At 28.8% G+C, this 13,386-nt stretch carries 11 protein-coding genes; 3 read left to right on the top strand and 8 right to left on the bottom strand.

Annotated elements, in window-relative coordinates; translation table 11 throughout:
- Positions 1-48 precede the first annotated feature (48 nt).
- Positions 49-681: a hypothetical protein gene (locus EG240_RS02560; protein WP_125017095.1), complete on the bottom strand. Its 633-nt coding sequence runs from the start codon at positions 679-681 to the stop codon at positions 49-51.
- 50 nt (positions 682-731) lie between these two features.
- On the bottom strand, positions 732-1,376 hold the full coding sequence (locus EG240_RS02565; protein WP_125017097.1) for a hypothetical protein: 645 nt from the start codon (positions 1,374-1,376) through the stop codon (positions 732-734).
- Positions 1,377-1,555: 179 nt separating this feature from the next.
- Here EG240_RS02565 and EG240_RS02570 point away from each other — a divergent pair, with 179 nt between their 5' ends.
- Both EG240_RS02570 and EG240_RS02575 read left to right on the top strand, forming a co-directional pair.
- Positions 1,556-2,764, top strand: a complete 1,209-nt coding sequence (locus tag EG240_RS02570) for a hypothetical protein (RefSeq protein ID WP_125017099.1) — start codon at positions 1,556-1,558, stop codon at positions 2,762-2,764.
- A 1-nt stretch (position 2,765) separates the two neighbouring features.
- A complete protein-coding gene (locus EG240_RS02575) occupies positions 2,766-3,287 on the top strand; it encodes a hypothetical protein (RefSeq protein WP_125017101.1) in 522 nt (173 codons plus the stop codon).
- Positions 3,288-3,291: 4 nt separating this feature from the next.
- Here the strand turns inward: EG240_RS02575 and EG240_RS02580 are convergent, their stop codons facing one another.
- From EG240_RS02580 to fahA, 3 genes are all read right to left on the bottom strand, one after another.
- The gene (locus tag EG240_RS02580; RefSeq protein WP_125017103.1) at positions 3,292-4,617 is read right to left on the bottom strand and encodes a hypothetical protein; all 1,326 of its coding nucleotides are present in this window, start codon (positions 4,615-4,617) and stop codon (positions 3,292-3,294) included.
- Between the two features lie 455 nt (positions 4,618-5,072).
- Positions 5,073-5,777 (bottom strand): hypothetical protein, encoded by a 705-nt coding sequence (locus tag EG240_RS02585; protein WP_125017105.1) that lies wholly within the window; start codon positions 5,775-5,777, stop codon positions 5,073-5,075.
- An 80-nt stretch (positions 5,778-5,857) separates the two neighbouring features.
- The gene (gene fahA, locus EG240_RS02590; RefSeq protein ID WP_125017106.1) at positions 5,858-7,147 is read right to left on the bottom strand and encodes a fumarylacetoacetase; all 1,290 of its coding nucleotides are present in this window, start codon (positions 7,145-7,147) and stop codon (positions 5,858-5,860) included.
- A gap of 112 nt (positions 7,148-7,259) precedes the next feature.
- Between fahA and glyA the strand changes: the two genes are divergently transcribed.
- Complete coding sequence (gene glyA, locus EG240_RS02595) at positions 7,260-8,534, top strand: serine hydroxymethyltransferase (protein ID WP_125017108.1); 1,275 nt, start codon at positions 7,260-7,262, stop codon at positions 8,532-8,534.
- Positions 8,535-8,785: 251 nt separating this feature from the next.
- Here the strand turns inward: glyA and EG240_RS02600 are convergent, their stop codons facing one another.
- The 3 genes from EG240_RS02600 to hisF all read right to left on the bottom strand — a co-directional run bounded on the left by EG240_RS02600 (position 8,786) and on the right by hisF (position 13,385).
- A complete protein-coding gene (locus EG240_RS02600; protein WP_125017110.1) occupies positions 8,786-11,932 on the bottom strand; it encodes a S41 family peptidase in 3,147 nt (1,048 codons plus the stop codon).
- A 92-nt stretch (positions 11,933-12,024) separates the two neighbouring features.
- Positions 12,025-12,636 (bottom strand): bifunctional phosphoribosyl-AMP cyclohydrolase/phosphoribosyl-ATP diphosphatase HisIE, encoded by a 612-nt coding sequence (hisIE, locus tag EG240_RS02605; protein ID WP_125017112.1) that lies wholly within the window; start codon positions 12,634-12,636, stop codon positions 12,025-12,027.
- On the bottom strand, positions 12,627-13,385 hold the full coding sequence (gene hisF, locus EG240_RS02610; RefSeq protein WP_125017114.1) for an imidazole glycerol phosphate synthase subunit HisF: 759 nt from the start codon (positions 13,383-13,385) through the stop codon (positions 12,627-12,629). Before hisF ends, hisIE begins: the two co-directional genes overlap by 10 nt.
- Position 13,386 lies beyond the last annotated feature (1 nt).

Genomic DNA, 13,386 nt, shown 5'->3' on the forward strand with positions numbered 1-13,386 from the left:
AAAGTATTGAAAAAGCTTCCAAATTCTGGAAGCTTTTTTATAAATTCTCTATCTATTTTTAAAACAATTTTCAAAAGCTAATGCACCATTATTTACACTTTTTTCAAATTTTTTAGCAGCTAATTCAGTATTGTGATTTTTATCAATTTGAGAAACTTCACTTCTATAATCAGCATAACTATTAAACTCATAAAAAGCTAATTTTTGTTCACAATTAAAGTTTAACTCTGAAAATTTAGCTTCATTTAATTTATTAAGTTCTTTATTATAATAATTCATAAACTCATCAAATCCATATTTTTCTATCAATAAATTAGAATTACTGTTTATTTTTTGTCTTGATAATTCGTTCGAGTCAACTGTTTTATTTAATTTGTCGTATAATATAACACCTTCATTTACAGATTTAAACGTTGTATCACTTAGGTTATTTTTCAGCCAGTTTTCAAAATTATAATCAAATTCATCGGCATTTTTTATTTTAACTGAATTTAATTTTTTGGTGAATTCGTTTGTGATTTTAAATTCATCAATATTTTCTTCAGAAAAATAAAAGTTTTTTGATTGCTCAATTAATTCGATAAACTTAACGTCATTAGTAATTTGTTCCTTGGTTTTCTGTGCATTAACAGTTGTGCTAAAAAAGAAAATGACGGTTAAAGCAATAATGGTATTTTTCATATTTATTGGTTTTATAATTAAATAACGTCAACATTATTAAAATATTACATTTATTCAAATAATTCAGATTCTTTATTGAAAATGTAAATTTTAGATTCTTTATTAAGATATTTTGAATATTCATTGTATAAATCACTTTCGGTAAATGAAACATTTATATTTTTTCCTTCTTTTGGTAAATCTATTGTAAAACCAATATATTTTAAATCCTCTTTAATCGTTTGATTAACGTTAACTTTTGTGAATTCAGAAACTAATCTGTTTATAAAATCTTCAAAATTGTTAGAATAGTTTTTTAAATATCCAGTTTTAACCAAGCTTAAAATCCCATTTTTATATTCAAAAAATTTAAAATCATTTTGATGAAAACCGCCATTACTTCCAAAAACACTTGAAACAGCAATCAGTTTTTTATTTTTAAGATTCCAAAAAGTGATTTCAAAAATTGCATATCCAGATTGACCTTCCATGTAATTTTGTTCAAATCTTAAATAACCATTTTGTTTATCAAAATTTATGTAATAAATCATATCATCTTTTATGATAGATTCATTCTTAAGAAGTTCTTTTCGTTCAATCACAGTTAAGTCATCAACAAATTTATCAGGAATGACATAGAACAAATCAATGATGTTTTGAGATTTCATATCCTGAAGCGGAAAGAATATTAAGGTAACAAAAATTACAAATTTCATGAAATTGAGTTTTTTAAATTAGGAAAGTAAAAATAATTGAGTTGTTAATTATTTGTATTTATAAGTTATGTAAGATTTTAGTTTTGTTTAATGTTTTGTTTGTTTGTTAAAATGATTTTATATCTATTTATAAATTTATAAAATTTTGATTATCTTTAATTTAAAATTAGTTAATCTAAATGAAAAAACAACTATTCAATTTTATCTTGGTATTTACAATCGGAATTTTTCTTATTTCTTCATGCAAGGACAAAGTTTCTGATAACTTTGATATCGAACAAGGTTCCATTTCTGCTACAGAAATAGACTCAATCAAAAATGCTGAATTGAGTTTTAAGCCTATTTTAAAAACAGAAATTATCAAACTGGATTCACTAACTTCTTTAGAAGTTTCTTTGCCAACCAACTTATATTTTGATGATGATTCATCAAGTAATTTTAAAGCTTTTCTTGAAGAATATAATTCTGAAGTTTCTGAATCAGATGAACAGGCTATACAAACTAAATACATTTTTGATTTAAAAAGTAATGTTCTTCAAGGACAAACTTTAGGTCAACTTTTAATTGAAAATTCTCCAAATGCATCCCTTTATCAGATTGATGATATTATAAAATTTAATGAAATTACGGATATAATTCAACGAGATAAAAATTTTATTATTTACAAAGAATTTGGTAAATATTATGTTTATGTAAGAAATTATAATGCAATTGAAAGTAGATATTATTTATCAATTTTCGAAATTGATGATGTTGAATCTGAAAAAGAACTTTACAATACTATTTTTAAAAATTTAAATATCGCAAATCGTTTATTTGATGCAGAAACTTTATATGACCAACAAATTAGCTGGCTTGATTTGAAACCAAGTTTGAGTTTGGCAGAACTGAATTCACTTGATAAAAACTATAAATCTTTTACTAAAGAAATAAAATTATTTCTAAAGAATGATGGTGATTTTGTTGAATTGGAAACCATAAATACTTTTTTATTTAAAGATTCTAATCCAAATCTAATTCAAGAAATTGAGAATTTAAATGAACCAATTAATCTTGATAATTTCGCTGGCTTATTTGAAGTTAAAGAAGAAAATCAAAGTATGTACAATCATGCTTCTAAATCACAAAAATTCCTTGAATATTTATTTCAAAAAAATGGAGGTTCGAGCATAATTTCATTTAAAAAGCGAATTTCGTCGAATTCAATTATTTTTCAAATTGAAAGAGAAAGTGATTATTATGACAAAGAAAATACGTTTGAATATTTTGCACTTTGTTCCGCTAAAACACAATGGGGGCAGTTTTATTTGCTTTCTGATTCTAACGCTGAAGGAACTGATTTAAATACGATTATGAACGATTATTTTGTTAAATATTTAAAATTATAATATGAAAATACAATATATTTTAGGAACCATAATTTTAGCATTTCTGATTATATCTTGTGATCCTGTCGGAAATTCAATTGCTAGTCAAGAAGAATCAGCTCAAGAAACAAATTTAGTGCAAACCTTTGAAAATCTCAACCTAAAAAAAGGAGATAAAATAGTTATTTGGGGTGTTTTTTCTGCCATTTTTTATAAAAATGATAAACCGCCTATTTATAGTTTAGATTATAATTTGAGTCTTGATGACGAATCTGTTTCGTATAATTCTCTCATTATGTTTAAAAAAGAAAATCATATTATAAATTCTTCATCTAAAGTAGATTATCGTGATAAAATTGTAATTGATAGTCATTCAACCACCACTGAGGAAGAAGAATTTAAAGATTGGACTTTTGAACAAGAAATAATTACAATCGAAATTCCGAAAGATGGAAATTATATATTTGATTACAAAATTTTAATGGAATCTAATCCTTCTAAATTGAGTTTTCCAAAAGTTGGTCTTATAATTCGTAAACTTTAATTTGCTATTTCTCAACACACATACTTTTTTGAAGTATAAAGTAAATCCCGTAAATAATAATTGATAAAAATATACTAATCGAAAGAAACATTTCAATTTTTTCGAAACCTTCATAATATCCAATGCTGTTGTACTTTAGAATCAAACACAAAATAATTCCAAATAAACAAGAAGTAATCCAATGATAACTTTTATTGAAATTGGCAACAAGTAAAATTGTGATATAAAAAAGAACTAAAATTAATGTTACCGTTTCCATATCTATTATTCCTTTTCTAAAAAAGAATAAAATCAAAAATACTCCAATTGCGATATGAATTATTTGCGCTTTTGTGGTATTTTTTGGTTTAAAAAACTTCAATTTATCCTCAAACATGATTAATCCTAAAGAAATAATATTTAATAGTGGTATCCAAGATGTTCCTGAAGTTATTCCGTAGTAATGATTCTTATCTTCTGCTCTTACGTAAAATAATAAACCTATAAATCTAGAAACTAGAATATATAAAGTTGCAAATATGATAATACTCAGAATTCCAATTAAATTATAGCTTTCAAAAATTGATTTAATTTGAATAGAAATAAAATATTTAATTAAATTAAAAAAGGAGAAAATAAAAATACTAATTCCAAAAAACAAAGCAGTTTTAAAATATTGATTTGTAAATCTGATGGCATCAAACGTTAATTTATAAATATGTTGTTTTTGAAAAATAATACCAATTAAAAAATAGAAAGCAGCTAAAAAGGAAATGGATTGGATGGATTTTATAAAATAATAAATAAAATCAAATATAAACTCACTACTTTCTGAATTAAAAGTTACTGTTCTTATAATATCTTCAAAAAAAGATTGACTTTTATTAAATATTAAAAGAAGACAAAAATTTAATATACTCAAATGAAGCCAAGATTTTTTATCTAATTCTTTGTTTTCTTTATTGTAAAGAAATCCAAGTCCAACGGATGTAAAAATTATTATTATAAAAAAGATTATTCGTTTTAAAGTGTCTGAATTTATAAAATTTTCAACTGGTAAATAATAGTCAAATATATTCTGAATATTATTACTGAATATAAAAAATACAATCAAAAATATTATGGCAATTAGCGCAGATTTAAATCGTTTGTTTACAATAAAGTACCATGAAAAAAAGATAATATAAATCAATTTTTCTGTGTACAATAGAATTTTAGCTAAAGTAGAAGCTCCATCTTCAGGATAAAAATAATTTGTAATAAATTCTTCAATGAAAAATATGACAAATAAAAAAGGGATGTATTTTATTGCTTTTAAAATATTTTCTGATAAATAACTATTTCTTTCCATAATATTATTTAGTGTTAAATAATTAATAAATATAATTATTTTTTTGTTAAATAATATTTTTTATTTTCTAATTATGGGATTTTAATAAATATTAATAAGTTAAAGAATACCTTTGTTTAAAACTAACTTTTAAACAAAGGTTTGAATTTTAATAACTGTAAAAATCTGCAGAAATTCCAACCATTCCATTAGAAATCTCTTCGTTTACAGAATAGGTTAAAAAATGATTTGTATTGTATTTTAAAATATATTTACTACTTTGATTGTGATTTGGAGATGTATAAGTAATTAGAATCGTAGTTATTACTTTCTGTTTTTAATTTCATTACAGTTTCTGGAACTTCTGGAAAATCAGGTTCTTTTTCTGTATAATTATCATCATTTCCATAAGAAATTGCGATAAGTGATATGATTGTAAGTAGTATAACTTTTTTTATAATTTTTCTGATTAGTTATTAATAATAAATATATTCTGCGTAATCTATATCGTCTTGAATAACAGGACTTTTTTGAAACGAAACAGGATATCCATTCTGATTATACGACCAATTAATCACTTCTAATGTTTCTGTTGTATTAGTTGTTGATGTTTGATTGTTTTTATTGATTTGATTCATTCGAACATAGGCTGTTGGATACATTTCATAAAACGGATTTTTTTTATTATCATAACTGTATGTAATACTTCCGTTTTGTACCAAATTTCCTTCCGAATATATAGAACCTACATTATTTAAATATCCTTCAATATTATAAGTATAATTAATTGTTCGTTTTAAGTTTTGGTTTTCGTCGTAAACTCTTTTTATATTAATTAAATTTTCCGAATTGTATTCAAAGACAACTTTTTCATAGATTTTTTCTCCTGAATTTACAAGATGTATCCATTGTTCCATTGAAGATAATGTGTTTTCTAAACTGTAATGTAATTTAGTTTGGATTTCAGTTCGTATCAAACCAACGTTAAGTACAGAAGTAGAATCTACAAATCCATTTTCATGATAAAAATATTTTGAAGTAGCTAAAGCTCTAAATTCTTTCAACTTCATAGTTGTTTCATTTTCAATTGGATTCTGCGGGTCATTATTGTCAGAACTATCATCATTATTGCAAGAAATTGCGATAATTGATAAGATTGTAAGTAGTATAACTTTTTTCATAATTAATCTATTTTTATAAATATATAAAAAAAAAACGCTTACATAAATAGTAAGCGTTTTAAAAAAATATTTCAAAAAGATTATTTTTCAAAAGGGATCGCAGGTAAAAGTTTACTAGAAACTTCACCAAATCCAATACGAACATTCTCGTTCTGGCAATATCCTCTCATAATTACGGTATCGTTATCATTGATAAATGTACGTTTTGAACCGTCATTCATTTCAATCGGATTTTGTCCAGCCCAAGTTAATTCTAACATTGAACCAAAACTATCTTTTGTTGGACCTGAAATTGTTCCTGAACCTAACAAATCTCCAGCATTGATTTGACAACCATTAACAGCATGATGTGCTAATTGTTGGCTCATTGTCCAATACATATATTTTAAGTTTGAATTCGAAACCACGTTTTCTGTTCCATTTTCTGGTGTGATTGAAACTTGTAAATTGATGTCGAATGCATGATTTCCTTCTTGTTGTAAATAAGGAAACGGTTTTGGATTGTCTTGTTTTGGACTTTCGCAACGGAATGGCTCTAAAGCGTCCATTGTTACAACCCAACAAGAAATAGACGAAGCAAAGTTCTTAGCTAAGAATGGTCCAAGTGGAACATATTCCCAAGTTTGAATATCTCTTGCGCTCCAATCGTTTAATAAAACCATTCCAAAAATATGATCTTCCGCATTTTCAATTGCAATGCGTTCTCCCATACGGTTTGCATCTGTTGTAATAAAAGCAGTTTCTAATTCAAAATCAACTCGTTTAGATTCTCCAAAAACGGGTTGTGTTTCACCTTTAGGTAATGTTTGTCCAAAAGGACGTTTAACAGCAATTCCAGAAGGTACAATTGTTGAACTTCTTCCGTGATAACCAACCGGAATATGTAACCAGTTTGGTAATAAAGCATTTGCTGGATCTCGGAACATCATTCCAACATTTGTTGCGTGCTCTCTACTAGAATAGAAATCTGTGTAATCACCTATAAATACAGGTAATTGCATTTCTACTTCATCAATATGGAAAAGAACTATTTTACGTTGCTCTTCGTTGTCTTTTAATGTTGTATTATTTTCGTCAAAAATTTCAGCGATTCTGTTTCTAACAACTCTCCACATTCCTTTTCCTAAAGAAATAAATTCGTTTAAAGTATCTTGTAAGAAAATTTCTTCGTGTAAATCAATTCCGTTAAAGTATCCTAATTGTTGTAATGCGCTTAAGTCAATCGCATAGTCACCAATTCGTGTACCAATAGTAACAATATCTTCGTTAGTTAAGAAAACACCAAATGGAATATTTTGTATAGGGAAATCGCTGTCTTTAGATACTTCAATCCAAGACTTTAGCGCTGGATCATTTGCAGTAATAGGCATAATTTGTTTGTTTTGTTTGTTATAGAATAAATTTTAATCAAATATATAATTAACTGTCAATTTAACAAACGAATTTTGTAAATTTGAATTCATTTTAACGAAATATTAAAAAATGCAACGCGACGAACAAATTTTTGAATTGATTTTAGATGAACAAGATAGACAAATTCATGGTCTTGAATTAATTGCATCTGAAAATTTTGTAAGCGACCAAGTTATGGAAGCTGCAGGATCAGTATTAACAAACAAATACGCAGAAGGTTATCCAAACAAAAGATACTACGGTGGATGTGAAGTAGTTGATATTGTTGAACAAATTGCAATTGATCGTGCAAAAGCACTTTTCGGAGCTGAATATGTAAACGTACAACCACACTCTGGTTCACAAGCGAATACGGCTGTTTTTGCAGCTGTTTTAAAACCAGGTGATAAAATTTTAGGGTTCGATTTATCTCACGGAGGACATTTAACTCACGGTTCACCTGTTAACTTTTCAGGTAAATTATATTCACCAGTTTTCTACGGTGTTGATCAAGAAACTGGAGTTTTAAACTACGATAAAATTCAAGAAATTGCTACCAAAGAGCAACCAAAATTAATCATCGCTGGTGCATCTGCATATTCACGTGATATGGATTTTGCTCGTTTCCGTGAAATCGCTGATAGCGTTGGAGCAATTTTAATGGCTGATATTTCTCATCCAGCAGGTTTAATTGCAAAAGGTTTATTAAACGATCCAGTTCCACATTGTCATATTATTACAACAACTACGCACAAAACATTACGTGGACCTCGTGGTGGAATGATTATGATGGGTAAAGATTTCGAAAACCCATTCGGATTAAAAACACCAAAAGGAGAAACTCGTATGATGTCTGCATTATTAGATTCTGGAGTTTTCCCAGGAAATCAAGGTGGACCTTTAATGCACATCATCGCTGCAAAGGCTGTTGCTTTCGGTGAAGCTTTAACAGATGAATTCTTCCGTTATTCTTTACAAGTTCAGAAAAACGCTGCTGCAATGGCTGAAGCTTTTGTAAAACGTGGGTACAATATCATTTCTGGCGGAACAGATAATCACATGATGTTGATTGATTTACGTAACAAAAACATTTCAGGTAAAGATGCAGAAAAAGCGTTAGTTGCTGCTGAAATCACAGTTAACAAAAACATGGTTCCTTTTGATGACAAATCACCATTTGTAACTTCAGGTATTCGTGTTGGAACTCCTGCAATCACAACTCGTGGTTTGGTTGAGTCAGATATGGAAACGATTGTTGAATTAATCGACAGAGTTTTAATGAATCATACAAACGAAGATATTATCGAACAAGTTGCTGAAGAAGTAAACGAATTAATGGGCGAGCGAGCAATGTTTGTTTTCTAAGACATAACTTTAAATTGATAATTTTTAATTAGAAATATAAAAAACGCATATAAAGAAAATTTATATGCGTTTTTTTATTTCTGAACATCAATAGGAGAGGAGCAAACAAATTTCTCTTTAGTTATCTTTTTTACTTGAGCGTTCCCTTCGGTCGGGCTTTCCGTTTCAATCTTTTTTGTTAGCACAAAAAAGGATTTCCACTGCAATCCCTAACGCAAATTCAAGTAATATAACATTCAGATTTTTTAAAATTATTTCAAATCTTTCAAAATCTCATTCACTGCACGTTCTAACTGAGGATCTTTATTTTCTTGTCGATCCAAAAATGTATTCTTAATATAAATATCTGGAGCAACTCCTGTTTTTTCAAGATTTTTACCATCTAATGTATATGTTCCCCAAGCCGGAACACGATAAAACGAATCATCAACCAAACTTTTTCCAGACGTAAAAATAATCCAACGATAGGTTTCTTGTCCAATAACTTTTCCAAGTTTCAATTGCTTAAATCCAGCAGCGGTCATTTCTGCATCACTTAACGAATATTCGTTAATCAACAAAACAATCGGTTTGCCAGAAGGCGCAAAATTCGGTTGAACCGTAAATTGTCCTTCACGATATTTCCATTGTAAATACGGACGTTGAGCCAAGAAATTTAAAACTTTATCGTGAACATTTCCTCCGGTATTAAAACGCAAATCTAAAATCAAACCTTCTTTATGATTTTCTTGTTCAACCATATCCAACAAAAATGATTCTAATTCAGATGAACCCATATTTTTCATATATGAATATGCAATACGATTTTTACTTAAATCATTAACTCGATTTTTGTTTTCTAAAATCCATTCATCATAAAGTAAACTTTTTAATTGAACGTTTGAAATTGGATGAATCTTTGTTGTTATTGTATTTCCTTTTCTATCAAATTCCAAAACCAATTCATCTGCTTTGGTTGGTGTTGTAAAATACATTTCACGATTTTTAGAAGCATCGATTTTTACTCCATTTACAGATTTTAAAATATCTCCTGATTGTACATCAACCGTTTTTATAAAAGCAGGTGATTTACGAACAATTCGTTCCACTTCAAAAGGATTATTTTTCTTGAAAATGATTCCCGTTTCATTGGTAAAATAACTCAACTTTTTGGTTTCTTCATCTCCAGAAGAAGAAAATCCTAAATGAGAAGCATTTAATTCACCCAACAAATCATTTAAAAGAATTCGTAAATCATTGCGATTATTTACATAAGGTAGATATTTTGCGTATTGTTTCTTTTTGGCTTTCCAATTTAAACCGTGAAAATTATCGTCGTAAAAATTCTCTTCAACTCCAGCCCAAGCTTCGTCATACATTTGAGTGAATTCATCACTTAGATTTTTGGTAAACGTATATTTGATTTTTATCTGGTCTGGACTTGTACCAGATAAACTGGTTTTGTAAATATTGCCGTTACTCAAAAAATAAACCGATTTATCTTTATACATAATTTGACTTGCAGATCTTCCAAAAACTTTATCTGTTTTTGATTCATCGAAATCTACATACGTTTTGCGAAACAGTTGATAACGTCCATTTTCTTGATTTGAATTATAAAATACATATTCTTTTTTACCATCTTCAAAAACGTGTGGAAACTGCTGATTTCCAAAGCGTCCAGAAACCAATTCAACACGCTCTAAAATACCGTCAGTATTTACAACAAGCGTTTTTACTTCTGGCTTATCATCCTTTTTGTCTTCTTTATCTTTCTTTCCCTTATTTTCCTTTTTATCCTCTTTTTTACCGTCTGCAAACAATTTATCGAATTCGTCAGATTTATAAGGTTCATCAAACCAATCTAATGCAAATCGATAAACACTCGGATTTTGTAATCCCAACGGATACGATGGATTGGTTCGGTCACTTGTGAAATAGATATATTTTCCGTTTGGCGACCAAAACGGGTCTTGCTCAGTAACACTTGTTTTGGTTAAATTGATTACTTCATTCTTTTTAATGTTGTAAATGAAAATATCTAATTCAAAATTGCGTTTTGCACTAAACATAACATATTCACCATTTGGAGAAAATGACGGTGCTGAATTCTGAAAAGCCCAAATTTCATCTTTTACAATTGTTTTTGATTTAAGTGTTTCTAAATTCAATAATCGAACTTCGTCTCGACCACTTAAATAAACAGCTTCTGTCAAATCATTATTAAAAGTAATATCTCTATTATTTCGTAAATCAGTAGTTAATTGTTCTGCTTTTCCTTTTCCATCGGCAACAATTTTAAACCAATTTTGATAACCTTCAACTGTTTGATTAAAAATCAAATTTTTATTATCTTTTAACCATTTTACTTCTAAAGCACGTTCTTTTCCGTTTGTAATCTGATTAACAAATTTTCCTTCTATATCAGAAACGAAAACAATTCCACGACTTATAAAAGCTAACTTTTTTCCATCTGGAGAAACATCAAAATTTGTGATTTCATCTTCTACCTGAAAACTTTGTTCTTTCTTTAAAAAATCATTAGAATTTACATTCACAGAAATCGGGTTGGTACTTTTTGAAGCTACATCGTAAACAAACAATTGATAATCTTTTTCGAAAATTACTTTAGAACCATTCGCAGCAACAAACGGTTTCTTAATTGACGAATCAAACTTTGTTAAAGCCGTTTTTTTATCGTTTTCAATTTTATATAAATTGTATTCACCATTGTTTTCATCAGAAATAAAATAGATGATACCGTTATTATCAACCGTTGCATTAAAATCTTTTCCGTTGTAATCTGTGTATTGTTTAAACGTTTTTGACTTTGGATTATAAGCTAATAAATCAGGATTATTTTCGCCTTTATAACGTTTTCTCGTAACCTGATTCGCGCTTTCTGACGAATTCGTGAAAATTAATTCGCCTTTTGGAGTTTCAACCAAACCGTTAGTTGTATTGAAATAATGATTGAAAAGTGGTTGTGGTGTTTCTCCTTTTAAAGTCGTTTTGAAACTACCGAAATTATTATTCTGAGTCGATGTATAATAAATTGTTTCGCTATCCCAACTCCAACTTTCCATTTCGTCTTTTCCTTGATGAAACGTTAATTGTTTGATTGTTCCGCCATCAATTGGCATTACAAAAACATCGTAATTTCCGTATTGATTTGAACTAAATGCCAACCATTTTCCGTCTGGAGAAACTCGTGGATTAATTGCTTCACCTTCCAAAGCTGTGATTCTAGAAGCATTTCCTCCATTTGCATCAACTTTCCAAATATCGCCTTCAAAACTAAAATAAGCCGTTTTTGCATCTGGACTTAAAGATGGATTTGATAAAAAATAAGCTTTTTCTTGAGCCGATAAAAAGGAAATAGAAAAAAGGCTTAATAATGTAAATATTCTTTTATTCATTAGAATGTAATTGATAATTTGTTCTTTTTATAGAAATTTCTAAATATAATGATTTATAATTTGATACTAAAATAGACTTAGACGTAAATTTTTTAGAATTCTCTTCTTGGTCCGTTTTCTCTCGATTTTAAAACGTTTTCTACATTTTCTAATTTAAAACCTTTCGCTTTTAAAAGAATTAAATAATGATACAACAAATCAGCAGCTTCACCTAAGAATAAATCGTCATTATTATCTTTTGCTTCAATCACAATTTCTACGGCTTCTTCACCCACTTTTTGAGCAATTTTATTAATACCTTTATTGTATAGTTTATACGTGTACGAATCTTTATCTTCTGCTAAGTCAATTCTGTCATTTATCGTTTGCTCTAATTCATAAACAAATCCTCGATTCGATACTTCTTGAAAACACGTTGTAGAACCTGTATGACACGTTGGTCCAAAAGGTTTGACTTTGATTAAAATCGTATCGTTATCACAATCAATCGCGATGGATTTAACTTCTAGAAAGTTTCCAGATTCTTCACCTTTGGTCCATAATCTGTTTTTTGAACGTGAAAAAAATGTTACTTTTCCTAATTTTTTAGTTTTAGCAAACGCTTCTTCGTCCATATATCCTAACATCAAAACCTGATTGTTTAGGTAATTCTGAATAATAACCGGAACTAATCCGTCATTACTTTTACTAAAATTTATTTCCATCGTATCGGAATGTTTTGTTCTTTTAAATAATTTTTAAGTGTCGGAATCGGAATTTCGCCAAAGTGAAAAATACTTGCCGCTAAGCCACCACTTGCTTTTGTTTGGGTAAACACTTCTGCAAAATGTTCCATTGTTCCAGCTCCTCCAGAAGCAATTATCGGAAGATTTACCGCATCAGCTACCGCTTTTGTAATATCAATTTTGAAACCAGCTTTTGTTCCATCACCATCCATCGATGTTAATAAAATCTCGCCAGCTCCTAATTCTTCTACTTTCTTTACCCAATCTAAGGTTTCCCATTCGGTTTCGATTTTCCCACCGCTTACAAAAACTTTTTCCGTTCCGTTCACATTGCGTGTATCGACAGCAACAACCACACATTGAGATCCAAAGCGAGCTGCTAAGTCAGCCACTAATTGGGGATTTTTCACTGCAGAAGAATTCACAGAAACTTTATCTGCACCCGCTTTGATTACAGCCGAAGCATCTTCTACCGAATTGATTCCGCCACCAACTGTAAATGGAATATTGATTGCTGCTGCAATTTTTTCTACCATTTCGGCTAATGTTTTACGTTTTTCAAGCGTTGCTGTAATATCCAAAAATACCAATTCATCGGCACCTTCAACTACATATTTCTTCGCCAATTCCACCGGATCTCCCGCATCGCGTAATCCAATAAAGTTAACTCCTTTTACTGTTCTTCCATCTTTGATGTCTAAACACGGAATGATTCTTTTCTTCAACATA

Origin of the sequence: Paenimyroides tangerinum, from assembly GCF_003865405.1 — a bacterium.
GTDB classification, from domain to species: Bacteria; Bacteroidota; Bacteroidia; order Flavobacteriales; family Flavobacteriaceae; genus Flavobacterium; species Flavobacterium tangerinum.

Excerpts from the sequence above, each read along its gene's own strand:
- EG240_RS02560 (WP_125017095.1), bottom strand. The coding sequence starts at position 681 with ATGAAAAATACCATTATTGCTTTAACCGTCATTTTCTTTTTTAGCACA.
- EG240_RS02585 (WP_125017105.1), bottom strand. The coding sequence starts at position 5,777 with ATGAAAAAAGTTATACTACTTACAATCTTATCAATTATCGCAATTTCT.
- fahA (WP_125017106.1), bottom strand. The coding sequence starts at position 7,147 with ATGCCTATTACTGCAAATGATCCAGCGCTAAAGTCTTGGATTGAAGTA.
- EG240_RS02600 (WP_125017110.1), bottom strand. The coding sequence starts at position 11,932 with ATGAATAAAAGAATATTTACATTATTAAGCCTTTTTTCTATTTCCTTT.
- hisIE (WP_125017112.1), bottom strand. The coding sequence starts at position 12,636 with ATGGAAATAAATTTTAGTAAAAGTAATGACGGATTAGTTCCGGTTATT.
- EG240_RS02580 (WP_125017103.1), bottom strand. The coding sequence starts at position 4,617 with ATGGAAAGAAATAGTTATTTATCAGAAAATATTTTAAAAGCAATAAAA.
- EG240_RS02565 (WP_125017097.1), bottom strand. The coding sequence starts at position 1,376 with ATGAAATTTGTAATTTTTGTTACCTTAATATTCTTTCCGCTTCAGGAT.
- glyA (WP_125017108.1), top strand. The coding sequence starts at position 7,260 with ATGCAACGCGACGAACAAATTTTTGAATTGATTTTAGATGAACAAGAT.
- EG240_RS02570 (WP_125017099.1), top strand. The coding sequence starts at position 1,556 with ATGAAAAAACAACTATTCAATTTTATCTTGGTATTTACAATCGGAATT.
- EG240_RS02575 (WP_125017101.1), top strand. The coding sequence starts at position 2,766 with ATGAAAATACAATATATTTTAGGAACCATAATTTTAGCATTTCTGATT.
- hisF (WP_125017114.1), bottom strand. The coding sequence starts at position 13,385 with ATGTTGAAGAAAAGAATCATTCCGTGTTTAGACATCAAAGATGGAAGA.